We start from the raw sequence: 24,335 nt of genomic DNA on the forward strand, positions 1-24,335 counted from the left end.
CTACCCTGGTAGCTATGGCTACACCCGACCTTGCGCAGACTGATTCCCCTCCACAACCAGGCGTCCGCGCTTCTTCGACCGCAATCTTCGTGGTCTGTGGACTGATTGCCGGGATGGTCGCAGCTCTCGTCGTCGGGTTTTCCGCGTCTCAAGCGTTGACTCTGCTCGGCATTCCCGACCCCGGCGCGATCACGACATACGGGCTGCCGGCAGTTCGCGCTGTCGCCGAGGTCGCCGCGGTCATCGCGATCGGGTCATTGCTGTTGGCGGCGTTTTTCGTGCCGCCGCAAAAGTCCGGCGTACTCGACGTCGACGGCTACCGGGCTGTTCGGACGGCCTCGCACGCAGCGATCGTGTGGGCGGCATGTTCGCTGGTGCTGATTCCGCTGACGCTCTCCGATACGTCGGGTCAGTCGTTCTCCGAAGCGATCAAACCGGCAAACCTGTGGTCCGGACTCGATCAGGTGGAAATCGCCGGTGCCTGGCGGTGGACGGCCGTCATTGCGGTGGTTCTCGCCATTCTGGCTCGGCTGACACTGCGCTGGTGGTGGACACCCCTGCTGCTGGTGGTCGGCCTGCTCGGACTCATGCCCCTCGCCCTCACCGGGCACTCGTCTTCGGGCGGTTCGCACGACATTGCTACCAACAGCCTGATATTGCACCTCGTTGCGGCGTCTCTGTGGGCCGGTGGTTTGTTTGCGCTCCTGGCACATGCTCGTCGCGGCGGTGACCACACGGACGTCGCTGCCCAGCGCTTTTCGACTGTTGCCACCATTTGCTTTGTCGTCATGGGTTTCAGTGGTGTCATCAACGCGATTGTTCGTCTCCCACTCGACGACCTGTTCACCACGACGTACGGCCGCCTGATTGTCGCGAAGATCGTTGCGCTGATCGTCCTCGGATTCTTCGGTTGGCTGCAGCGCAGTCGCGCGTTGCCTGCGCTCACCGAGAACCCGAACTCCCGTTCGGCGTTGATTCGCTTTGCCGGCGGCGAAGGCATCATCTTTGCCGCCACCATCGGGTTGGCGATCGGCCTCGGCCGCACGCCGCCGCCTCCGCCGTCGAGCATCCCGACGATTCCCGAGGTCGAACTCGGCTACAACTTGCCGGACCCGCCGTCGTTCATGGCGTTCGTGACCGAGTGGCGTTTCGATCTGATGTTCGGCACCGCCGCGATCGTGGCTGCGGTCCTGTACTTCCTCGGCTTGCGCAAGCTGTCGAAGCGCGGAGATTCCTGGCCGGTGGGCCGCACGATTTCCTGGATGATCGGATGCGCGGTACTGCTGATCGCGACCTCGTCTGGTGTGGGCAAATACGCGACCGCGGTATTCAGCGTTCACATGGCCGGGCACATGGCACTGTCCATGCTGGCGCCGGTCCTGCTGGTTCTGGGTGCACCCATCACGTTGGCGTTACGCGCTCTCGAACCCGCAGGCAAGGACGGTGTGCCCGGAATCCGTGAGTGGATCCTGGTTGCCCTGCACAGTCCGTTCTCGCGATTCGTCACGCACCCGATCGTGGCCGCGGTTCTCTTCGTCGGCGGCTTCTACGTGCTCTACCTCGGCGGCATCTACGGCGCTACGGTCGATTCCCACAGCGCGCACCTGCTGATGAACCTGCACTTCATTCTCAGCGGCTATCTCTTCTACTGGGTGGCGATCGGTGTGGATCCGTCGCCGCGCCAACTCCAACCCGTGACCAAACTGGCCATGGTCTTCGGCTCGCTCCCGTTCCACGCGTTCTTCGGTGTTGCGCTGATGAGCACCACCACGATCATGGGCGGCGAGTTCTTCCGCTCACTGGGCTTGGGCTGGAACGACGATCTCCTCGGCGACCAGAAATTGGGCGGCAGTATCGCCTGGGCGACGGGCGAGATCCCGCTGATGGTGGTCATGCTCGCACTGCTCGTGCAGTGGTCACGCTCCGACCGGAAGACGGCCGTCCGCACGGACCGTGCTGCCGAACGTGATCACGACGCAGACCTGGCCGCGCACAATGCGATGTTCGCCGAACTTGCGAGGCGAGACCGTGAGGGCTGGGCCCCGCGTGAAAAGAAGTCGGAGGACTCCTCCTCGTCAGCGGAGTGACTGCTGATCAATCACGATGTGCGACAACCGCTGCGACGAGGCCGTGAACCGATGCGGCTAGACGCTCGGTTTGTCGCGTTCGGATGTGGTGAAGGACGACGTCGGGATTGAGAACGCTCAGTAGCACTCTCGACATCACGACGGCGTCGACCTCAGGTGTGGCTTCTTTGAGCAGTTCGGTGATGTGACGATGCCAGAAGGCGTTGATTTCTTCGGCTTGTGAATCGGTGGTGGCGTTGTCGTACGCAATCATCAGTTCGACGTTGTCGACGATCAGCCGGAACATCGCGTCGAAAAAGGCAAGCAATCTCTCGGCCGCGGGTGCGCCGGGGCCGAGTGGCGGGTCGCCTTCGTTGACCGCGTCGCGCAGAGTCTGAGCGCGCTCGAGAACCAGTGCCCGCATCAATCCCGCACGACTTCCGAACCGGTGGAAGATCGTGCCTTTGCCGACTCCGGCCGCTGCGGCTATCTGGTCGATGGAGACGTTTTCGGCCCCGAACTGCGCGAGTAGTGACTCTGTCACGTCGAGAATCGCTCGACGATTTCGTGCTGCGTCGCTGCGCTCTCGCTTCAATTCCTGACCCATGAGCACGCCTTTGATTGACAAGTTGACCGGCGGTCCATATGTTACAGGAACCCGTAAGTTGACCGTCGGTCATGTTGTTGGGATTGGGAAGGGACGCACAGATGCCGCATTTTCCGAAGCCGCCCGAGGGAAGTTGGACCGAGCATTTCGGGCTGGATACCGGACCGATCACGTTCGAGGATTCGATCAGCCCCGAGTATTTCGACGTCGAGCGCGAAGCCGTCTTCGGCCACGCCTGGCTCAATGTCGGTCGAGTCGAGCAAGCGCCTGTTGCCGGAAGTTACTTCACCCGGGTGATCGAGGCCGTCCGCGCGTCAGTGGTTGTCACTCGCGCCGCCGACGAGTCCATGACTGCCTGGTCGAGTGCAGGCGACGGACTCGTTCCACTGCAGGTCGATGTGTGGGAAGGGTTCGTATTCGTCAATTTCGATGATACGAACACGATTTCGCTGGGTGACTACCTCGGAAGGTTCGCGGCCGGATTGACGGGCTATCCGTTTGGCCGAATGACTCAGGTCTACCAGTATCAGGCACACGTGCGCAGCAACTGGAAGCTCTACATCGACGCCTTCGCCGAGTTCTATCACGCACCGATCCTCCATTCGAAGCAGTACGTGTCCGACGAATCCAACAAGCTCAAGAGTTACGGGTTCGAGGCGCTTGCATACGACATCGACGGGCCGCACGGAATGGTGTCTTCCTGGGGAGGCATGGCTCCGCCGAAGGATCCGATGATGGTGAAACCGACGGAGCGACTGTTGCGAAGTGGCAACTTCGGGCCGTGGGACAAACCTGATTTCCCCGAACTTGCCACGCTCCCAGCCGGACTCAATCCGACGAAGCATAAGTCCTGGGGTCTCGACTCCTACGTCCTGTTCCCGAATTTCATGATCGTGGTGTGGGAACCCGGGTGGTACCTCACCTATCACTACTGGCCGACCGCCTACAACGAGCACACCTTCGAGGGCACGCTGTATATGCCGCCACCGAAGAACGCCACCGAGCGGATGCGGCAGGAACTGGCTGCGGTCACCTTCAAGGAGTTCGGACTCCAGGACTGCAACACGCTCGAAGCCACGCAGACGATGCTCGAGTCGAGGGCTGTTTCACATTTTCTGCTCTGCGATCAGGAAGTGCTGGTCCGGCACCTGCACACCGCGTCGCAGCGATTTGTCGACGAGATTTTGCAACGGACGTAAGGAAATGAGGAGAACACACATGCCCGACACTTTGCCTGCTGCCTTCGCGGACCTCGAGCCTTTTGCGGAGTGGGCGCTACCCACTGAAGCGCAGCGTTACGCAAAGCGCTTGTCCAGCAACATGACCGAACTGCAGACGTTCTACGACGCCGCCTTACCTCGATTGCTGGATGCGGGGAGCTATCTCGACGAGTTCCCGCTCGACGACTTGCCTGACGACGCCTATCGGCTACTGCAACTGTGCTATTCGCTGATCAACGTGTCGTTTCCCATCGAGGCCTGGTCGCAACCGAGAGTGCCCGATACCGGCGCATCAACCATGGACGCGATCTTCGAGCCGGTGCCGTGATGAAGACTGCTGTTGTTACCGGAGGGGCCTCGGGGATAGGTCAGGCCATCGCTAGCCGTCTGGGCTCGGACGGCTACCAGGTTGCCACCATCGATCGGACGCCGAGTAACTCCGACAATGCCCACACTGCGGATGTCACCAACCGCGAACAGGTCGAGGCAGCAATGGCCTCGATTCGTGAGCGTCTCGGCCCGATCACGGTTCTCGTGAATGCCGCAGGCATCGTCGGGAATGGGCGCTTCGTCGATATCGACTTCGACGAATGGCAGAAGGTGATCGGAGTCAGCCTGAACGGGACGTATCACTGCACTCAAGCCGCGCTGCCCGACATGATCGCGGGAAAGTGGGGCCGGATCGTCAATATCTCTTCCTCCAGTGCACATTCCGGTCAGCCGTACATGGCGCACTACGTTGCTGCGAAGTCCGCGGTCAACGGGCTGACAAAATCACTGGCCCTCGAATTCGGTCCTTTGGGTATCACGGTGAACGCAGTGCCGCCCGGGTTTGTCGACACTCCGTTGCTACGCCGCGACGAGGAACTCAACCGACTCGGCGGGACCGTCGAGGACCACATCTCGAAGACGCCGGTTCGCCGTGTCGGAAAGCCGGACGATGTTGCCGCAGCCTGCTCATTCCTGATCTCCGAAGAAGCCGGCTACATCACCGGGCAGATCCTGGGCGTCAACGGTGGCCGCAACACGTGACAGTGCCGCTTTTCCACAGGCACTGTGTTCATCCACAGGTTGATTTCGATTTCGAAGGCACACCGCTTTTCGGTTGAGAATCATCAGGTACCGATGATCGATCGGTGTGTGGCTGAACAGTTTTAGAGGGGGGATCGGAATATGTACGAGACATCTGCAACCGTTGTCGGCACCGTCATCACCAATCCGGTGAAGCGGCAGACCGCCAATGGTGAAGAGGTGCTGAGCTTTCGGATGGCCAGCAATGCGCGACGTAAGGATCCGGTAACCGGGGAATGGACCGACGGCGCCACGCTCTATCTGAGTGTCACGTGTTGGCGACGGCTGGTCACCGGCGTCGGAGCATCCATCATGAAGGGCGATCCGGTGATGGCGACGGGGGAGTTGCGCACCAACGAGTACACCACGAAGGAGGGCATCGCTCGCTCCGACCTGGAGATGAGGGCTACCGCGGTGGGACCCGACCTTGCCCGGTGTATCGCAAAGATCGAGCGGCACAGCAAGACCACGTCGGCGGAGGAGTCAGGCGAATCCGACGTGACTGTGGCGGCGTAGGTCAGACGCGAGTTTTCGGGCAGTCGCGGGGGCGGCCGTGGTCGTGCCCCGCGTCTACTCGTTCGAGCAGTTCGGTGAGAACCATTCGTTCGGATTCGTCGAGGTCGTCGAAGATGTCCGAGGATTCTCGGCGTTGAGCCTGCGCGACCTCGGCTGCGAGGGCGGCGCCGGCATCGGTGAGTTCGAGGAGCACTGCTCGTCGGTCGTTGGGGTCGGGAGTGCGTTTGACCCATCCTGCCGATTCGAGGGAATCCACGACATCCGTTGCGGAACGGGGAACGATGCGCAGCTTTTCCGCGAGATAGCCCAATCGGACCGGTTCACCTACTCGGGTGAGCACTCTCAGAGCGCGACTCTGTGACGGGGAGAGGCCGAATGGCTCGAGGGCCGCGACCTGGCGTCGTCGAATGGTTCGCGCCACGGACAACACGACATCGGTGAGTTCGCGCTCTCGGGAATGCATGGCGCCAGTCTAGCGTTGTTGGTGTCAGCCTCATAGTGAGGTAACCTCATCAATATGAACCTAGGGTGAGAAAGCCTCCAGGAGGTAAACGTGAAACCAGATCACATCAGAGATTTCGAAAACTCCGCTGTCGAGACCACTCCGGCGGACCCCGTATCACCGCGACGCGTCCTCGAGCTGTTCACGCCGTATCGATCGCAGATCGCCGTCGTCACCGCGGTCATCACGCTCAGCGCCGTCGTGGCCTTGGGCAGCCCACTGCTTCTGCGCGAAATGCTCGACAAGGCAATCCCGGACAAAGACCTCGGACTGGTCAGCATCCTTGCGATCGGCATGATCGCAATTGCCGTGATCACCAGTTGTCTCGGTGTTGTGCAGACCTGGATGTCCAACAGCATCGGCCAGAAACTGATGCACCAACTGCGTGTCCGAGTGTACACGCACCTGCAGAATCAGTCACTTGGCTTCTTCGCCAGAACCAGGACCGGCGAGGTGCAGTCGCGTATCGCCAACGACATCGGCGGTATGCAATCGGTTGTCACCAACACCGCCACATCTATTGCGCAGAACGCGACCACTGTCGCAGCCACGATCGTTGCGCTCTTCCTCCTCGACTGGCGACTGGCGATCTTCTCGCTGGCGATCCTGCCGGTATTCATCCGTATCGCCCGCAAGATCGGTAACGAGCGTCGCAAGATCTCCGGCAAGCGCCAGAAGTTGCTCAGCGATCTGTCCGTTCAGGTCGAGGAATCTCTCTCGGTCAGCGGCATTCTGCTGGGAAAGACAACCGGCGCGAAGTCCGCCCTGACCGATCGCTTTGCCGAACGCTCGGCTGAGGTTGCCGACGTAGAACTTCGCGCGATGATGGCCGGTAAGTGGCGCATGGCGTCGATGTCGATCACCTTTGCGGCCATGCCCGCGCTGGTCTACTGGTTCGCCGGATTCACTCTCGATCACGGCAACACCATCACCGTCGGCACGCTGGTCGCGTTCACGACCTTGCAAACTCAGTTGTTCCGGCCCACCATGATGCTGCTCAACACGGGCGTCGAGGTGCAGAGTTCCATGGCACTGTTCAGTCGCGTGTTCGAGTACCTGGATCTGCCCATCGACATCGCGGATCCGGAAGAGTCGAAGGAGTTCGACGTATCGGGAGTGTCGGGAGAACTGCGGTTCGATCACGTCGACTTCTCGTACCCGGGAACCGAGAGCAAGACTCTCGACAACATCGATCTGACGGTCCCGGCCGGCGGAACCTTGGCACTTGTCGGTTCCACTGGTTCCGGCAAGACCACTCTCGGCTACCTCGCAGCCCGTCTGTACGACCCGACGGCCGGGTCCGTGACGATCGACGGTATCGATCTGCGTGACCTCGATCTGTCGACTGTGTCGGATCTGGTCGGCGTCGTATCGCAGGAGACATATCTGTTCCACACGACGATCCGAGAGAATCTGCGGTTCGCAAAGCCGGATGCAACCGACGAGGAAATCGAGCAAGCTGCACGGATCGCCCAGATCCACGAGTTCATCTCCGGTCTGGATGACGGTTACGACACCATGGTCGGTGAGCGTGGTTACCGATTCTCCGGTGGTGAGAAGCAACGCATCGCCATCGCGCGGACCGTGCTGCGGAATCCGCCGATCCTGGTTCTCGACGAAGCGACGAGTGCGCTGGACAACCGCACCGAGCGTGCGTTGCAGGACGCACTCGACGAACTGATGGTCGGACGCACCACATTGGTTGTCGCGCACAGGCTTTCCACGGTCCGCGACGCGGATCTGATAGCTGTTCTGGATCAGGGTGTTGTGGTGGAGAAGGGCACGCACGACGAACTGGTGCAACAAGGCGGACGGTACGCGCAGCTTCTGGCAGCTTCGTCCAGCGAAGCCCTGGAACTGCCGACCGAACTGCAGAGCGTGTGAACCCGCCGACGCAATGTGGGTAATGCGACAAACACCGATAGGCTGGCGGTCATGGCTGAGTTCATTTACACGATGAAGAAGGTGCGCAAGGCGCACGGTGACAAGGTCATCCTCGATGACGTCACGATGAGCTTTTACCCCGGCGCGAAGATCGGTGTCGTCGGACCCAACGGCGCTGGTAAGTCCAGCATCCTCAAGATCATGGCCGGGCTGGATCAGCCGGGCAACGGCGAGGCCTTCCTCGCCCCCGGCGCATCCGTCGGCATCCTCATGCAGGAGCCGCAGCTCGACGAGACCAAGACCGTTCGCGAGAACGTCGAAGAAGGCCTCGGCGAGACCATGGTTCAGCTCAAGCGATACAACGAGATCGCCGAGCTCATGGCTACGGATTACTCCGACGAGCTCATGGAAGAGATGGGTGAGCTCCAGGAGAAGCTGGACCACGCTGACGCCTGGGAGATCGATTCCCAGCTCGAGCAGGCAATGGACGCGCTTCGATGCCCGCCGCCGGAAGACTTGGTCACCCACCTCTCCGGTGGTGAGAAGCGCCGCGTCGCACTGTGCAAGCTTCTACTGAGCAAGCCCGACCTCCTGCTCCTCGATGAGCCCACCAACCACCTCGACGCCGAGTCGGTCCTGTGGTTGGAGCAGCACCTCGCTGCCTACCCCGGCGCTATCCTCGCCGTCACCCACGATCGCTACTTCCTCGATCACGTGGCGCAGTGGATCTGTGAAGTCGACCGCGGACGCCTCTACCCGTACGAGGGCAACTACTCCACCTACCTGGAGCAGAAGGCCGCCCGCCTCGAGGTTGCCGGCAAGAAGGACCAGAAGCTGCAGAAGCGCCTCAAGGACGAACTCGCGTGGGTTCGTTCCGGCGCCAAGGCTCGTCAGGCCAAGAACAAGGCTCGTCTCGATCGCTACGAAGAAATGGCGAACGAGGCCGAGAAGACCCGCAAGCTCGACTTCGACGAGATCCAGATCCCGGCACCGCCGCGTCTGGGCGACGTCGTTGTCGAGGTCAAGAACCTCGACAAGGGCTTCGACGGCCGTGTTCTGATCAAGGATTTGTCGTTCACTCTGCCGCGCAACGGCATCGTCGGCGTCATCGGCCCCAACGGTGTCGGTAAGACGACGCTGTTCAAGACCATCGTCGGCCTCGAAGAGCCTGACGCCGGTGAGGTCAAGATCGGTCAGACGGTCAAGCTGAGCTACGTCGACCAGAACCGATCCGGCATCGACCCGAAGAAGACGGTCTGGGAGACCGTGTCCGACGGACTCGATTTCATCGTTGTCGGCCAGACCGAATTCCCGTCGCGTGCGTACATCAGCTCGTTCGGATTCAAGGGCCACGACCAGCAGAAGCCGGCCGGAGTTCTTTCCGGTGGTGAGCGGAACCGTCTCAACCTGGCTATGACGCTCAAGCAGGGCGGCAACTTGATCCTGCTCGATGAGCCCACCAACGACCTCGACGTCGAAACCCTCGGTTCACTGGAGAACGCTCTCGAAGAGTTCCCCGGCTGCGCCGTCGTGATCTCGCACGATCGCTGGTTCCTGGACCGTACGTGTACCCACATCCTCGCGTGGGAAGGTGGCTTCGGCGACAACGAAGCTGCGTGGTACTGGTACGAGGGCAACTTCGAAGGCTACGAGGCGAACAAGGTCCAGCGCCTCGGTCCTGACGCGGCGCGTCCGCACCGCGTCACGCACCGCAAGCTCACGAGGGACTGATCGGTGTCGGACGTATTCACGTGTGAGGTTCAGGTTCGGTGGGGTGATTCCGACCGACTGGGGCACGTCAACAACACCAGGTATGCGGAGTACATGCAGGAAGCTCGCATCCAGTTCCTGACGTCGAAGCTTGCCGCCCATGGCGGCCGTCCGGGATACGTCGTTGTCCGAAAGATGTCCATCGAGTTCCTCAAGCCGGTCACCGATCATTCAGGTCCGTTGAACGTCGAGATCTTCACGACTCATGTCGGAACTTCCTCGTTCACAGTCCGTCACGTCGTCCGCGACAACACGGGTACGGAGTGCGCATCCGGTGACGCCTTGATGGTCGGATTCGACCAGGTGACCGAAAAGTCCAGACCGCTCGCCGACAGCGAGCGTTTGGTGCTGGAAGCAGCGCTTGTTCCGGCGTAGTTCACCCTAGGTGGCGGTCACCGCGGCTAGTCTCGAGCATGAGATTGGCCGCGGTGATCAGAACCCACAGGATGTGAGCCAGGAATGACCGACCGAGCACCACGCAGTTCCGAAAGCCTCGACGAAGCGACGTTACTCACGCGCCTTCGCGAGGCTTTTTTCACACATATCGACGAGGGTGACAGCGGCGATGTGATCGACGACCGATCCGATCGGGTACTGAAAGCGCATCTCGAACTCGGGCGCACTCGGGTGCCGGGCACGGCGGTGTGGCGGGTCTATCGTCCCTGGGATCAGGCGAAGTTGGGTGCAGCAATCCAGATCGTCAACGACGACATGTCGCTGCTGGTCGAATCCATTACCGCGTTGCTCAACAGGTTGGGCGTGGGTATCAGTCAGTACGCCCATCCGATCATTCGAGCTGATCGAGACAATTCGGGAAATCTGAAGTCTTTGGGAGACAGTGGAATCCAGGAATCCTGGATGCACGTGCAGTTGGACGCGGGAGCGCAGGACTTCGAACTCGACGCCATCGATGAGCATCTGGGCAAGGTGTTGGCCGACGTCCGAGTGGTCGCCGACGACACCCCGTCCATGACTGCCCTGCAACTGAGTATCGCGGACGAACTCGAGGTGTCGGCGGCCTCCGCCTCCGGCCGCGTTTCGTCGGAAGAGTTCTCCGACACCGCCGGCCTCCTGCGGTGGATGGCGGCCGGCAACTATGCGGTGCTCGGCTACCGGCGGTTTGTCGGTACCGAGGACGGCTCCCGCACGGTGGACGGCAGCGGGCTCGGCGTGTTGCGATCCGACGCGGTCACCGACGGCCCGATGAGCTTGCCGCCGGTTGCCGATCTCCCGGACCGTCCGCTGCTCGTCCTGACGCAGGGGTCGTTCCCCGCCACCGTTCACCGTGCCGTGTACCCGTACTTCGTCGGGGTGTCGATACTCGACGACGACGGAAACATCGTGGGGGAGCACAGGTTCCTCGGCGTCTTCACGGTGGTTGCGCTGCACGAGAACGTCCTTGCCATTCCGCTGATCGAACGCCGAGTGCGCGAAGTGATCCGGCGAGCCGGTGTCGACCTCGATTCGTATTCAGGCCAGGCGATGCTCGAGGTCATTCAGTCCTTCCCCCGCACGGAACTGTTCTCCAGCGACACCGAGACACTGTTCGAGACCGTTCACGCGGTGCACAGCATCGGCCTGCGTCGCCAGGTGCGGTTGTTCGTTCGCGAAGACACGTTCGGTCGGTTCGTCTCCTGCCTGGTGTACTTGCCGCGAGACCGCTACACCACGCGTGTCCGGTTGGCGATGCAGCACACGCTCTGGCGTGAATTCGGTCCGGGCACAGTGGATTACACAGCCAGGGTGAGTGAAAACGACCTGGCGCTACTACACGTGACAATCCGGCGCGCGCCGGACAGCGAGCCGGTTCGGCTCGACGTGTCCGAGGAAAACCGTGAACGGGTACAGGCACTGCTGACCGAAGTCAGTCGCAGTTGGGACGACCGCATCATCGATCTCGTGCGTGAGCGGTCCGACCTCGATCTCGAACTGGTGCAGCGGTACATCCGGGTCCTTCCCGACGGATACAAGGAGGATTTCGAGCCCTCCCGCGCACTGTCCGACATCTCTCGGTTCGAAGCGTTGGCCCCTGGGTCGATCGACGTGCTGCTCTACCGCGGTGAGGATTCCGAACCCGGTCAATGGCGGTTCACGCTGTTTGTCGGCGGCGACGGCATTTCGCTGAGCCAGGTTCTCCCGGTACTTCAGTCGCTCGGTGTCGAGGTGCTCGACGAACGGCCACACGTGGTGCAGCGACTCGACGGAGTGACGTGCTGGATCTACGATTTCGGGTTGTCGGTGCCGGCGGAACTACGAGCGTCCGTGCAGCCGAACCTCGACGCCCAAGTGCCCCTCGAAACCAGCACTGTCGCGCTGACCGAGGTGCAGAAGCGATTCACCGCGGCGTTCGGTGCCGTGTGGTTCGGCCGCGCCGAGGCCGACCGGTTCAACGAATTGGTACTGCGGGCCGGATTGACGTGGCGACAGGCAGTCATCCTGCGGGCATACGCAAAATACTTGCGGCAGGCCGCTTTTCCGTACAGTCAATTTCACATCGAGGGGATCGCGCTGTCGCATCCGCGGACCGCGGCGGCACTCGTGGAACTTTTCGAGGCGAAGTTCGATCCGAACTCCATTGGCGGGGAACGTATCGAGGAATTGGAGACGCAACTGCGGGCTTCGATCGACGAAGTGCTCAGCCTCGACGCCGATCGTATCCTGCGGGGAATGTTCTCGCTGGTGCAGGCGACGTTGCGGACCAACTTCTACGTCGTGGATACGGACGGGCGTTCGCGCCAGTATCTGTCGATCAAACTGGATCCCTCGCGGATCAGTGAATTGCCCAAACCCCGGCCGGCTTTCGAGATCTTCGTGTACTCGCCGGAGGTCGAGGGAGTGCATCTGCGGTTCGGAGCGGTGGCGCGTGGTGGTCTGCGGTGGTCGGATCGTCGGGAGGATTTCCGCACCGAAGTGCTTGGCCTCGTGAAGGCGCAGGCGGTCAAGAACGCGGTCATCGTCCCCGTCGGCGCCAAGGGCGGATTTGTCGTGAAGAACCCGCCGGTCCCGACCGGAGATCCCGCAACCGATCGCAGTGCCACACTCGAATCCGGCAAGGCGTGCTATCGGACTTTCATCTCGGGTCTGCTCGACATCACCGACAACGTCCATCCCGAGACCGGGGAAGTCGTGACGCCGGATCGGGTCGTGCGACTCGACGGCGAGGACCGGTACCTCGTCGTTGCCGCGGACAAGGGAACGGCATCGTTCTCCGATTTGGCGAACTCCGTTGCCGCGCAGTACAACTTCTGGCTCGGTGACGCATTTGCCTCGGGTGGTTCGGTGGGATACGACCACAAGGGCATGGGAATCACCGCTCGCGGCGCGTGGGAAAGCGTCAAGCGGCATTTCCGGGAAATCGGTGTCGACACGCAGTCCGAGGACTTCACGGTCGTGGGTGTCGGAGATATGAGCGGCGACGTTTTCGGCAACGGCATGTTGCTGAGCCGTCACATCCGACTGGTCGGGGCATTCGACCATCGGCACATCTTCCTCGACCCCAATCCGGATGCCGAGCGATCGTTTGTCGAGCGTGGGCGGCTTTTCGAACTTCCGCGATCGTCGTGGAAGGATTACGACGCGAGCCTGATCAGTGACGGCGGTGGAGTGTGGGACCGTACCGTCAAGTCCGTCCCGATCGCCGAAAGTGTGCGGGTTGCTCTGGGATTGGACGAGGGTGTCACCAAACTCTCACCGCCCGAATTGATGCGCGCCATCCTGTCCGCTCCGGTAGATCTGCTGTGGAACGGTGGCATCGGAACCTACATCAAGGCGTCGGCTGAAACCAATGCGCAAGTAGGAGACAAGAGCAACGACGCGGTTCGCGTCGACGGAGCGGACCTTCGGGTCAAGGTGGTCGGCGAGGGTGGCAATCTCGGTGTGACAGCACTGGGGCGCATCGAGTTCAGTGCCAATGGTGGACACATCAACACCGACGCGATCGACAACTCGGCCGGTGTGGACTGCTCCGACCACGAGGTCAATATCAAGATCCTGCTCGACACGTTGGTTCGGTCGGGAGCGCTGCCCGCAGAAGAGCGGAACCCGTTGTTGGCCTTGATGACCGACGACGTTGCCCGCCTCGTTCTGGCAGACAACATCGCCCAGAATGCGCTGTTGGGTATTGCGCGGGTCACGGCGCCGCAAATGCTGGGCGTCCACCGGCGGCAGATCAGCGAACTGAGTACCGCACGCGGGCTCGATCGCGCACTCGAGGCGCTGCCGTCCAACAAGGAGATCGATCGGCGCCTGGCCATCGGATCCGGTTTGACGTCACCGGAATTGGCGACTCTCACCGCGCATGTGAAGCTCGCGCTCAAGGACGATCTTCTCGCCACGGAGCTGCCGGACAACGAGTACTTTGCGCAGCAGATTCCCGGATACTTCCCGGGCGCAGTGCGCGATCGGTTTGCCTCGCAGATCAAGGACCATCCACTGCGCCGACAGATCGTGGCGACCATGCTGGTCAACGAGGTCATCGACAACGGTGGAATTACCTACGCGTACCGGTTGGCGGAGGAAACCGGCGCCAGCAGTACGGATTCGATTCGCGCGTACGCAGCTGTACGTGAGGTGTTTGCGCTCGACGACGTGTGGGGGCGGATCCGCTCGGCCGGACTCGCGGCTGATCTCGAGAACGATCTGATCGTGGAATCGTGCAGACTCCTCGACCGCGCTTCACGGTGGTTCCTCGCTAACCGGCCGCAACCGATTGCCGTGGGAGCAGAAGTGTCTCGCTATTCCGCGGCCTACCGGTCGACCGCACCTCTTGTTCCCGATTTGCTCGCCGGACATCAATTGACGGATCTGCTTGCCCGAGCCCAATCAGTCATCGACCGCGGGGCGCCGGAAGCTCTGGCACTCGAGGTCTTCCGGCTCCTGGACGTGTACTGCCTCCTCGACATCGCGGACATCGCTGATATTGCCGAGCACGACATCACGGAGGTTGCGCAGCTCTACTACGCGCTCGATGCACACCTCGGAATCGATTGGCTGCTCACGGCGGTGTCCGGACTCGAGCGCGGGGATCGCTGGCATTCGCTGGCCCGCCTGGCGCTGCGTGACGATCTGTACAGCTCGTTGCGGCAACTCACGATGGAGGTGCTCGTCGGCGGCGAGCCGGGGGAATCGCCACAGGAGAAGATCGACGAATGGGAGGCGACCAACGCGTCGCGGCTGAGCCGGGCGAGGGCAGCTCTCGGTGAGATCTTCGAGTCTGGGACGCTTGACCTGGCGACGCTCTCGGTAGCGGCGCGGCAGGTTCGCAGCATGGTGCGCAGCATGGGCACCCGATCGGAGGTAGGGCGTTGAGCGAGGGATTTCATGCCGACGTGGCGGTTCGATGGTCCGACATGGACGTCTTCCAACACGTCAACCATGCGCGCATGGTGACACTGCTCGAGGAAGCTCGGATTCCGTGGCTGTTTCACGACGGATGCCCGACGGTGTCGTTGCGTGACGGTGCGGTTGTCGCTGATCTGCATGTGCGGTATCGGGGGCAGTTGCGGCACGACGATTCACCGCTCGACGTGTTGATGTGGGTGGAAAAGATTCGAGCCGTGGACTTTACGATCGGATACGAGGTGCGCCCGAAGTCGGCGGGGCCCTCGGTGGCGCCTTCCATCGTGGCATCGACGCAGATTGCTGCCTTCGACATCGACACGCAACGACTGCGGCGGCTCAGTGGACCCGAGCGTGGGTACTTGGAGCGTTGGCAGCGTGCATGAGCGAATGCTGATCGTGCCCGATGACGCCGAGCGCAAGAACTTGGCCGGCTTCATCGGGCACGCGTTGCGATTGGACGAATCAGCTGTCATCAGGATGCGTCGACGCGGACCCGATCACGTGAGTGTCTGGGCGGCAACAGGGTTCGATGCCCTGGCGACGCGCACCATCGTCGGGACCGTCAACCCGGACGACACCTCGGCGGCGGGCGATGCCTTGTTGGCTGCACTGTCCCATGCGTCCGGCGAGCTGATCGATCCGGGATTCTCGATGGACTCGGCGTGGCGCGGAGCGTTGCCACCGCCAGTGGGATTCGAGCATCTCGACGATGTTCCGGCGAAGGTGCTGATCGAATTGGCGCAGCGCGGAAATGCTTTGGCACAGGAGCATGGCAGCAGCTCAGGGCCGCCCGTCTCGCTGCTCGACCAGGAGGTGATCGAGGTCAGCGGGCCGACCATCACGGCCGGGATCTCGATGCGCGCGATATTTGCGCTGACCGCAATGGGATTCGTCGATGTGAACCGAATCGACGAGTCGGAGCTGGTGCGGGTTCGGGCAAGCAAGTCGTGGATTCGCCTCGATGCGCGCTTCGGTTCGATCTACCGCCACCGCGGTGGCTCGATCCCACTGATGGTGGCTCGCTAGGATCAGGGCTCAGATCAGCCACGCAGCGGTGTTGACGGGCAACAGACCGTCGACCAGGGGAGCGCTGCTGAGGATGACGTCGCCGGAGGGTAGAGAAATCGGCACATCGGATGTGTTGAGGGCACAGATCAAGCCGCCCCGTCGACGAAAGGCCAGGCACCCGGGAGGGCTCCCGTACCAGTCGATTTCGCTACCCGAGATCTCCGGCCGCGACGAACGCAATTCGAGGGCGCTGCGGTACAGCGAGAGCATCGAATCGACGTCCTCGAGTTGGGCCTCGACGGTCAGGGCCGACCACTCGGCTGGCATCGGCAACCACGTGCTCGCGGCAGTGGTGAACCCGAAGGGCGGAGTGGTGCCCTCCCACGGCAACGGCACGCGGCATCCGTCGCGGCCACGCTCGGCATGGCCGGAACGTTCCCACACCGGATCCTGCAGGGTGTCGTCCGGCAGTTCGACGTTGGGCAAGCCGAGTTCGGCGCCGTTGTAGATGAAGGCGGCACCGGGAAGTGCAAGCTCGACCAGGGCCATTGCCCGTGCGCGCGCAGTTCCGATCTCGCCGCCGCCGTATCGGGTGACTTCACGTTCGACGTCGTGGTTGGACAGCGTCCAGGTGGGAACACCGCCGACCTCGGCCACTGCGGCGAGGGAGTTCTCCACTGCGGCCCGCACGGATTCCGCCGCGAACTCGGTTTCTGCCAAGCGGAAGTTGAATCCGAGGTGAAGTTCGTCCGGGCGGATGTACTCGCCGAAGCGCTCGTTGTCGCGAACCCAGATCTCTCCGACGGTCATCGCCTCGGGGAATTCGTTCATGACCTTGCGGATTCCCCGGTGGATCTCGTGGACCTCCGGATTGTTGAATCGAGGGTCGTCGTCGTCGTTGCGCATGAGCTCGTTGAGATCCCAGTCATGGTCGGGCAAACCTGCGGGCTTGGCCATTCCGTGGGCGACATCGATCCGAAATCCGTCGATACCTCGGCTGAGCCAGAAGCGCAGAGTCTTGGCCAGATCCTCGAAAACCTCGGGGTTGTCCCAGTTCAGATCTGGCTGTTCCTTCGCGAAGATGTGGAGGTACCACTGCTCGGGTTTTCCGTCGGCGTCCGTGATGCGGGTCCAGGCCGGACCCCCGAAGATGCTGGGCCAGTTGTTGGGCGGTTCCGCGCCGTTCTCACCCTTGCCGTCACGGAAAATGTACCGGGATCGTTCGGGGGAACCTGGTGCGGAATCGAGGGCGGCTTGGAACCATTCGTGCTGGTCGCTGGTGTGATTGGGGACTAGGTCCATCGTGATCTTGATATCGCGCTCGTGTGCCGCGCTGATCAGTGAATCCATTGCGGCGATGTCGCCGAACAGGGGATCGATGTCACGCGGGTCGGAGACGTCGTACCCGTGATCGGCCATCGGGGACCGCATGACCGGACTCAACCAGAGGGCGTCGACGCCCAGCAGTTCCAGGTATCCGAGTTTGTCTTCGATTCCGCCGAGGTCACCGATGCCGTCGCCGTTGGAATCGGCAAAAGATCGCGGATAGATCTGGTAGAAAACCGCCTCGTTCCACCAAGACGGAGTGGACGGGTTGGTAACGGTCGAATCCGCGGGGCTACTCACAAGTTCTCATAGTGCCAAACCTCGAGCACTCGCACGACTTGGACACGACTGTTCGGTGGTTCTTTACCTCACCTTGGTGTACTTTCCAGGAGCGAAGACACTGCCGTTGGCAATCTTTGTGTTACTGATTTCTCGAGGGGGGAAAATCATGAGCTTGTCGGCAATCGAAGCAGTGAGTTTGGACCAACTTCCGTTGAACGACGATCCGATCAACGCGGACTGGATCATTTCCGGGGATCCGGTCGCGCGTGCCGCGCAGTGGTCTGCCAGCAAGGACGGCACCACGACAACGCATGTGTGGGACTGCACCAAGGGGCGGTTCCGGTGGTACTTCAGCGCCGACGAGATCGTTCAGATCCTGGAAGGCTCGGTGACGGTCGAGTCGGAGGGGGTCGCGAAGCGCACGTTGCGGGTCGGCGACGCCGCGCTCTTCCGTGCCGGCAGTTGGTCGGAATGGCATGTCGAGGATTACGTCCGCAAGCACGCGATTCTGAGCGTGCCGCTGCATCCGAGCGTGTCGTTCGGTGTTCGGGCTGTGCGCAAGCTCGGACGGATGGTCAGACGCTAGCGATTCAGATGCTAGCTGTTCAGATGGCGGAATTGACCATGGACGCTGCAGCCATCTCCATGTAATCGATCAACTGTTGGCGATGCGCGGCGTCCAGGGTCTTCTCGTCGATGGACGCGATCGCCGTGTGCATGCAGCGTAGCCACGCGTCACGTTGGATCGGGCCGATCACGAAGGGATTGTGCCGCATCCGCAAACGCGGGTGTCCACGCTCGTCGGAGTAGGTGTGCGGGCCGCCCCAGTACTGCTCGAGGAACATCCGCATGCGGCGTTCCGCGGGACCGAGATCCTCTTCCGGATACAGCGGGCGAACAACCTCGTCCTTCGCGACTTCCTCGTAGAACCGCGCGGTGAGCTTGTGGAACGTCTCGGCTCCGCCGACGGCGTCGTAGAAGGTCTGCTGTACGTCATTCATGGCGTGTTCCATTGTGCCTGATGGCGGGCGTGGTCGGTTTCCGGGTCGGCTGGAGGTCCGTTCACCCGAAATTCACCGGCAATCCGAGCAATTTTGTGCGAAATGGGAGTGCGTAACCGGAATTTCCGTGGTCAACTTGGGGGCAGTCTCCCGGAGGTCGTATGAAGAACCGACACGCTGCACGAAATCACCGACAACTCCAGCCCGCTGGCGGCCGTGGTGCCATCGCTCGCGCAGATGCGCGGCACGACCACGCGTCAGGGGCTGTTCTGGAAGTTGTTCCTGACGGATTCGGTCACACCGCCGACTTCGCCACGGATCACGTGGTCCCCGAGTGGATCAAACGCCGAGTGCTACTACTCAATGTCACGTACGAACCGCTGACGGCCCTGCCCGCCAGACGGGCCGTGGTCTTGATGGCCTGCGGTAAAGCCGACACGGTTCACGAGGACGAATTCGGACCCATTGTCCACTCTGCGGACTGGTCGGTGCAGGTGCCGTCGGTCATTCGCCTACGAACCTATGTGCGCGTCCCGTATCGCGCGCGCATCCCCATGACCCGCGCCGCACTGATGCATCGTGACCATTTCCGATGTGCGTACTGCGGCGCTAAAGCCGAAACCATCGACCACGTTGTACCGCGCAGTCGCGGCGGCGGGCATTCGTGGGAGAACTGCGTAGCGTGCTGCGCCCCGTGCAACCACCGCAAAGCCGACAAGATGCTCAGCGAACTCGGTTGGACCCTGCGCGCCGAATTGGTTCCGCCGTCAGGTCCGCACTGGCGATTGCTGGCCGCAACCAAGGAACTGCACCCGTCGTGGGTGCCGTATCTCGGTGTCGGTGCCGCCTGACTCGAACTGCCCGAAACAATTGCCTCGATAATTTGTGGCCCTGACGCTGTCCTTCCTGGCGTTCTGGGCTACGTTATCTGGTGTGAGCATTCTCGAGGTAGTACTGATATACGTTGGGATCCCGGCCCTGATCACCGCCTTCTTCGCGGGTGCGTCCTTCCTCGGGAAGAAGACGCCGGGTCCGGTTCCGCCGGCGTTCCATCTGGGTGAGTCGTGGGATCACGCTCCCATCCTGTGGAGTGCTGTCGACGAAGTGACCGTTCGCGGCGGTCACCACGGCAGCGCACACGCGATCGAAGCCGGCTCGGCTGATCTGATTGGAGGAACCGCAAGTGGCAAGTGGTGATCATTCGACAGCGGTCGCAGTAGCGCCCGAAGACCTGCCTATGGGCAGCGTCATCACGGCGAGTGGCCGTATCTCCGGTGTGCATCGTGTAGGGGAGCCGTTCACCGACGACCTTCCGTTCACGACCAAGGATCTCGTGGCCCTCGACGTCGCGCTGACCGAGGCGACGCGTGCTACCAAGGTGCGTTTCAACGTGTACGTCGGCGACCTGGGCGCAGATCCGACGGCCGGTGCCGACGCACTGTTCCCGACCACACCGGAGGCGGAGCGTTCGGTTCTCATCGCCGTATCTCCCAACCAGCGCGTCGTCGAGGTCCGCAGTGGCCGCGTCGTTGCAGATCGGGTCACCGACCGCATTGCGCAGCTCGGTGCCACCGCAGCGGTGAGCTCCATCAGCGAAGGAAACCTGATCGACGGACTGATCAGCGGAATCCGTGTCATGGCAGCAGCAATCTCTGCGCCGTAGTTCTTCGTGATCAAAGACCGGTGCCCGCCTCGATTTTCTCGAGGCGGGCACCGGTCTTTCTGCATCAGCCGGCGTCGAACTTTCGGGCGGCGAGCGATCGAACGACACCGGCCTGACCTTCCACGACCAGACGACGTAGTGCGGGAGGAATGTCTCCTTCGAGGAAACGATCAGCCGCTGCGACGGATTCTGCACTGACCGACCACGACGGGTACAGACCGACGACGACGGTCTGCGCCACCTCACTCGAGCGGCGTTCCCACACGGCGGCGATGTCGTCGAAGTAGCGGGAGACGAACGGTTCGAGCAGATCGTCTTGTCCTTCTCGGGCAAATCCGCCGATGATGGACCGCGCCGTGATGTTGGGTACCGAATCGTCGCCGACCACCTTTGCCCACACCTGCTCCTTCACCGCAGCTTGTGGTCGACCGGCGGCTGCAGCCGCGGCCTGTCTGGCGCCGGCAGCAGTCGGGTCGCGCTCGGCCTCGGCGTCGATGAACGGCGTCTCGAGGCCTTCGGCATCCACTTCGCCGGCCGCGGCGAGAGCTCCGACAATGCGCCAGCGCAGATCGGTGTCGACAACCAAACCGTCGAGGCCGACGGTCGCGGGATCTGCGTCGAGCAATTCGCTCAGGACTTCCGTGTGCCACGGGGAGAGCGCAACTCCGGTGAGCGCGTTGACAAATGCGAGTTGGTGATCGGAACCCGCCTCGGCTTCGCGGGCAAGTTCGAGGAGCTGGTTGGCGAAGTCGGCCCAACCTTCGGCTGCGGCCCAGACCGGATCTGCGTAGCTTCCGATAGCGGTCTGCGCTTGGAGCAGGAGGCGTTGAACCACTCCGACCTCGGTCTCGGCGCTGATGCCGCGCTGAACCAGCGCGACAAAATCACGGGCCTTGAGCTCGGCCTGACGGGTCATCTCCCACGCCGCGGACCAGACCAGAGTGCGGGGAAGCGATTCGGCGATATCGCCGACGCGGTCGATCGCCGTTGCGAGGGACTGCGGATCGAGTCGCACCGAGCAGTACGTGAGGTCGTCGTCGTTGACGAGAACCAATTGACCGCGATGAACTCCGAGAAGTTCGGGGACATCGGTGGTGTCGGTGGCGTCGAGATCGAGTTCGACGCGGCGGCTCCGCACGAGCTTGCCGTCGACGTCGTCGTAGACGCCGATCGCGATGCGATGCACGCGGCGCTCACCGGCGCCGGGGGCTGCGCCGTCCTGCAACACGGCAAAACGAGTGAACTTACCGTCTGCGTCGACGTCGAAGTCCGGGCGCAGAATGTTGAGCCCCGTGGTCTTGAGCCACTGCGTTCCCCAGTCGGAGAGGTCGCGGCCGGAGGACTTTTCGAGAGCACCGAGGAGGTCGTCGAAGGTGGCGTTGCCAAATGCGTGCTCGCGGAAGTACTCCCGCAGTCCCGCGAGGAAGGGGTCGAGGCCGACGTACGCCACCAGTTGCTTGAGAACGCTGGCACCCTTGGCGTACGTGATGCCGTCGAAGTTGACCTCGACTGCAGCCAGATCCGGGATGTCGGCGGCGATGGGGTGGGTGGACGGCAACTGGTCCTGACGGTATGCCCACGACTTCTCGACGTTGGCAAAGGTTGTCCACGCGTTCTTGTACTCGGTGGCCTCGGTCTGGCAGAGCACGGACGCGAACGTCGCAAAGGATTCGTTGAGCCACAGGTCGTCCCACCACGTCATGGTGACGAGGTCGCCGAACCACATGTGGGCCATTTCGTGAAGCACGGTTTCGGAACGCCGCTCGTACGAGTAGCGAGTGACCTTGGACCGGAAGACGTAGTCCTCGAGGAACGTCACCGCTCCGGCGTTCTCCATGGCGCCGGCGTTGAACTCCGGGACGAACAACTGGTCGTACTTCCCGAAGGCGTACGGCACACCGAAGTTTCGGTGGTAGAAATCGAAGCCCTGTTTGGTTTCCGTGAACAGGCGCTCTTCGTCCATGAACTCGGCAAGCGAAGCGCGGCAGAAGATTCCGAGAGGGATGTTGCCGTGCTCGTCGGAGTAGTTGTCGGTCCACTCGGCGTACGGTCCGGCGATGAGCGCAACGAGGTACGTGCTCATCTTCGGTGTGGTGCGGAAGATGTGCTTGCCGGGATCGGCGGCAAGGGTCGACACGACGGCGGAGTTGGAGACGACCTTCCACGAGGTCGGCGCGGTGACGCGGACATCGAACGTGGCCTTGAGATCCGGCTGATCGAAGCACGCGAACATGCGCTTGGCGTCGGCGGTCTCGAACTGCGAGTACAGGTAGACGGCACTGTCCGTCGGGTCGACGAAGCGGTGCAGACCCTCTCCGGTGTGCGAGTAGTCGCAGTCGGCCTCGACGACCAGTTCGTTGCGCGCGGCGAGGTCCGACAAGGCAATTCCGGTGGCCTCGTCGTAGTCGGAGATATCGATCGGGGTGCCGTTGAGCACCGCGGAATGAACTCGGGCAGCGATGATGTCGATCAAACTGCTCGAGCCTGCGGTGGCCGAAAAGGTCACGGTGGTCTTGGAGAAGAACGTCTCCTCACCAGGGGCATCGTTGCCGTCGGTGAGATCGAGTTCGATCAGGTAGTTGTCGACGGTCAGCAGCGCTGACCGTTCTGCTGCCGTCTCGCGTGTCAGGTTCGGTGCGGCCACGAAGATCTCCTCGTTGATGGTGTGGATCTTTATGCGTCCATCCCATCATGACGGGGACTACTTCGTGATCGCGGACGCTTCCGTCAGCGGAACGGCAGGGTCTGCCAGGCGCTTCGGATCTACGGGCGCACCCCCGCCGACCAACTCCTTGATCGCATCACCGGCGTCCCAGATGTTGACGTTCATGCCCGCCAGAACCTTGTTGTCACCGTCGAGCCAGAAGGCCAGAAATTCGCGGCCCTCGACATCGCCGCGGGTCACCACGCAGGCGTAGCTGCCATGGGGAGCGTGCCCGACATACTCCATTCCGAGGTCGTACTGGTCGGTGAAGAAGTACGGCATCCTCACGTACTCGGCCGGCCGGCCGAGCATGGTGTCCGCAGCAGTCGCCGGCTGGTTGAGGGCATTTGCCCAGTGCTCCACCCGGATTCGTGCATTCAGGATCGGGTGCGTCGCGGCCGCGATATCGCCGATCGCCACGACGTCCGGGTCGCTGCTCTGCAGACCCGCATCGACGAGGACTCCGCCGTCGACCTCGATACCGGCGGCAGTGGCCAACTCGATATTGGGGAGGGCGCCCACAGCGATCAGGACGGCGTCTGCCGGAACGACGCTGCCGTCGGCGAGGGTGACGCCCGAGGCGACCCCGTCGGTGACCGCGACGGATTTCACGTCGGTGCTCGTTCGTAGGTCTACGCCGTTCGCGCGGTGCAAAGTGGCAAACACTTCACCCATCTCCGGGCCGAGCGTTGCTTCGAGGGGAAGGCTCGCATGTTCGAGGATCGTTACGTCGACGCCGAATCCGCGAGCCGAAGCGGCGATTTCCAGGCCGATCCACCCGGCACCGACCACAACCAGTTTCTTGTCCGCGGCGAGCGCCTCGAGCAGCGCCGACGCCTGGTCGATCGTGCGGATATAGTGGACACCGTCGGCGTCGGCACCTGGAATATCGAGTCGTCGAGAACGCGAACCGGTGGCGAGAGCCAATTTGTCGTACGAGAGCGTGGAACCGTCGGGGAGAGTCACGGTGTGCGCGACGGGGTCGAATGCCGTTGCGGTTGTTCCCGGTCGCAGGTCCACGTGCTGATCGCGGAACCATTCACCGTCGTGGACCGTGAATTCCGGGAGGGTCTTCTTGCCCGCAAAGAATTCCTTGGACAGCGGTGGACGCTCGTACGGCAGATGGTCCTCGTCGCTCAGAAGGACGATGTCTCCGTCGAAATCCCGCTCTCGCAGGGCCTCCGCAGTTTTTGCTCCGGCCAAGCCGCCGCCGATGATGACGAATCTCCGATTTGCGCTCATGGTTGAACCACTCCTTCGCACTCGTGTTCTTTCGACATTACTGGTGAGAGAAGGTGGTTCGGGAGTATGTGGGAAGGATTGGTGGGGGAAGATTGTTGCCATGGCGGGTGCGCAAATTTTTCGTTCCCGCGAG

At 62.2% G+C, this 24,335-nt stretch carries 21 protein-coding genes; 15 read left to right on the plus strand and 6 right to left on the minus strand.

Translation table 11 applies throughout. The features are described from left to right. Window positions 1-14 precede the first annotated feature (14 nt). Window positions 15-2,087, plus strand: a complete 2,073-nt coding sequence (locus ACFRFQ_RS17010) for a cytochrome c oxidase assembly protein (RefSeq protein WP_378659855.1) — start codon at window positions 15-17, stop codon at window positions 2,085-2,087. A 7-nt stretch (window positions 2,088-2,094) separates the two neighbouring features. On the opposite strand, the gene ACFRFQ_RS17015 is transcribed toward ACFRFQ_RS17010, so the two are convergent. After that, window positions 2,095-2,673: a TetR/AcrR family transcriptional regulator gene (locus tag ACFRFQ_RS17015; RefSeq protein ID WP_378659858.1), complete on the minus strand. Its 579-nt coding sequence runs from the start codon at window positions 2,671-2,673 to the stop codon at window positions 2,095-2,097. A gap of 101 nt (window positions 2,674-2,774) precedes the next feature. Here ACFRFQ_RS17015 and ACFRFQ_RS17020 point away from each other — a divergent pair, with 101 nt between their 5' ends. From ACFRFQ_RS17020 to ACFRFQ_RS17035, 4 genes are all read left to right on the plus strand, one after another. After that, entirely contained in the window at window positions 2,775-3,872 is a 1,098-nt protein-coding gene (locus ACFRFQ_RS17020; RefSeq protein WP_378659861.1) for an SRPBCC family protein, read from the plus strand. Between the two features lie 19 nt (window positions 3,873-3,891). Continuing rightward, on the plus strand, window positions 3,892-4,221 hold the full coding sequence (locus tag ACFRFQ_RS17025) for a hypothetical protein (protein ID WP_378659864.1): 330 nt from the start codon (window positions 3,892-3,894) through the stop codon (window positions 4,219-4,221). After that, on the plus strand, window positions 4,221-4,925 hold the full coding sequence (locus tag ACFRFQ_RS17030; RefSeq protein WP_378659867.1) for an SDR family NAD(P)-dependent oxidoreductase: 705 nt from the start codon (window positions 4,221-4,223) through the stop codon (window positions 4,923-4,925). Before ACFRFQ_RS17025 ends, ACFRFQ_RS17030 begins: the two co-directional genes overlap by 1 nt. A gap of 141 nt (window positions 4,926-5,066) precedes the next feature. Beyond that, window positions 5,067-5,480, plus strand: a complete 414-nt coding sequence (locus tag ACFRFQ_RS17035) for a single-stranded DNA-binding protein (protein WP_378659871.1) — start codon at window positions 5,067-5,069, stop codon at window positions 5,478-5,480. 1 nt (window position 5,481) lies between these two features. On the opposite strand, the gene ACFRFQ_RS17040 is transcribed toward ACFRFQ_RS17035, so the two are convergent. Beyond that, on the minus strand, window positions 5,482-5,943 hold the full coding sequence (locus tag ACFRFQ_RS17040; protein ID WP_378659874.1) for a MarR family winged helix-turn-helix transcriptional regulator: 462 nt from the start codon (window positions 5,941-5,943) through the stop codon (window positions 5,482-5,484). A gap of 90 nt (window positions 5,944-6,033) precedes the next feature. On the opposite strand from ACFRFQ_RS17040, the gene ACFRFQ_RS17045 reads away from it, so the two are divergent. From ACFRFQ_RS17045 to ACFRFQ_RS17070, 6 genes are all read left to right on the plus strand, one after another. Then, window positions 6,034-7,866 carry an ABC transporter ATP-binding protein gene (locus ACFRFQ_RS17045; RefSeq protein ID WP_378659877.1) on the plus strand — a complete coding sequence of 611 codons (1,833 nt, stop codon included), beginning with the start codon at window positions 6,034-6,036 and terminating at the stop codon, window positions 7,864-7,866. A gap of 51 nt (window positions 7,867-7,917) precedes the next feature. Further along, window positions 7,918-9,597, plus strand: a complete 1,680-nt coding sequence (gene ettA, locus ACFRFQ_RS17050) for an energy-dependent translational throttle protein EttA (protein WP_378659880.1) — start codon at window positions 7,918-7,920, stop codon at window positions 9,595-9,597. Window positions 9,598-9,600: 3 nt separating this feature from the next. Next, on the plus strand, window positions 9,601-10,011 hold the full coding sequence (locus tag ACFRFQ_RS17055) for an acyl-CoA thioesterase (protein ID WP_378659882.1): 411 nt from the start codon (window positions 9,601-9,603) through the stop codon (window positions 10,009-10,011). Between the two features lie 84 nt (window positions 10,012-10,095). Beyond that, window positions 10,096-14,943, plus strand: coding sequence for an NAD-glutamate dehydrogenase (locus tag ACFRFQ_RS17060; protein WP_378659885.1), 4,848 nt, complete (start codon window positions 10,096-10,098; stop codon window positions 14,941-14,943). Then, window positions 14,940-15,359 carry an acyl-CoA thioesterase gene (locus ACFRFQ_RS17065; RefSeq protein WP_378659887.1) on the plus strand — a complete coding sequence of 140 codons (420 nt, stop codon included), beginning with the start codon at window positions 14,940-14,942 and terminating at the stop codon, window positions 15,357-15,359. Before ACFRFQ_RS17060 ends, ACFRFQ_RS17065 begins: the two co-directional genes overlap by 4 nt. Beyond that, window positions 15,352-16,002, plus strand: a complete 651-nt coding sequence (locus ACFRFQ_RS17070; RefSeq protein WP_378659890.1) for a hypothetical protein — start codon at window positions 15,352-15,354, stop codon at window positions 16,000-16,002. Before ACFRFQ_RS17065 ends, ACFRFQ_RS17070 begins: the two co-directional genes overlap by 8 nt. A 9-nt stretch (window positions 16,003-16,011) precedes the next feature. Here ACFRFQ_RS17070 and ACFRFQ_RS17075 read toward each other — a convergent pair whose 3' ends face one another. Next, window positions 16,012-17,610 (minus strand): alpha-amylase family glycosyl hydrolase, encoded by a 1,599-nt coding sequence (locus ACFRFQ_RS17075; protein ID WP_378659893.1) that lies wholly within the window; start codon window positions 17,608-17,610, stop codon window positions 16,012-16,014. A 148-nt stretch (window positions 17,611-17,758) separates the two neighbouring features. Here ACFRFQ_RS17075 and ACFRFQ_RS17080 point away from each other — a divergent pair, with 148 nt between their 5' ends. Beyond that, complete coding sequence (locus ACFRFQ_RS17080) at window positions 17,759-18,178, plus strand: cupin domain-containing protein (protein ID WP_378659896.1); 420 nt, start codon at window positions 17,759-17,761, stop codon at window positions 18,176-18,178. 19 nt (window positions 18,179-18,197) lie between these two features. On the opposite strand, the gene ACFRFQ_RS17085 is transcribed toward ACFRFQ_RS17080, so the two are convergent. After that, a complete protein-coding gene (locus ACFRFQ_RS17085) occupies window positions 18,198-18,593 on the minus strand; it encodes a globin (RefSeq protein ID WP_138872823.1) in 396 nt (131 codons plus the stop codon). A 161-nt stretch (window positions 18,594-18,754) separates the two neighbouring features. Between ACFRFQ_RS17085 and ACFRFQ_RS17090 the strand changes: the two genes are divergently transcribed. From ACFRFQ_RS17090 to ACFRFQ_RS17100, 3 genes are all read left to right on the plus strand, one after another. After that, entirely contained in the window at window positions 18,755-19,444 is a 690-nt protein-coding gene (locus ACFRFQ_RS17090) for an HNH endonuclease (RefSeq protein ID WP_185993171.1), read from the plus strand. Window positions 19,445-19,526: 82 nt separating this feature from the next. Then, the gene (locus ACFRFQ_RS17095) at window positions 19,527-19,790 is read left to right on the plus strand and encodes a hypothetical protein (protein ID WP_033233164.1); all 264 of its coding nucleotides are present in this window, start codon (window positions 19,527-19,529) and stop codon (window positions 19,788-19,790) included. Beyond that, on the plus strand, window positions 19,777-20,256 hold the full coding sequence (locus ACFRFQ_RS17100) for a DUF5130 domain-containing protein (RefSeq protein WP_378659900.1): 480 nt from the start codon (window positions 19,777-19,779) through the stop codon (window positions 20,254-20,256). The genes ACFRFQ_RS17095 and ACFRFQ_RS17100 overlap by 14 nt, the downstream gene beginning before the upstream one ends. 64 nt (window positions 20,257-20,320) lie before the next feature. Here ACFRFQ_RS17100 and pepN read toward each other — a convergent pair whose 3' ends face one another. Further along, window positions 20,321-22,900 (minus strand): aminopeptidase N, encoded by a 2,580-nt coding sequence (gene pepN / locus ACFRFQ_RS17105; RefSeq protein ID WP_378659902.1) that lies wholly within the window; start codon window positions 22,898-22,900, stop codon window positions 20,321-20,323. Window positions 22,901-22,957: 57 nt separating this feature from the next. Beyond that, window positions 22,958-24,202 (minus strand): NAD(P)/FAD-dependent oxidoreductase, encoded by a 1,245-nt coding sequence (locus ACFRFQ_RS17110; protein ID WP_378659905.1) that lies wholly within the window; start codon window positions 24,200-24,202, stop codon window positions 22,958-22,960. Window positions 24,203-24,335 lie beyond the last annotated feature (133 nt).

It is taken from the genome of Rhodococcus sp. NPDC056743 (genome assembly GCF_042790355.1).
Lineage (GTDB): Bacteria > Actinomycetota > Actinomycetes > Mycobacteriales > Mycobacteriaceae > Rhodococcus_F.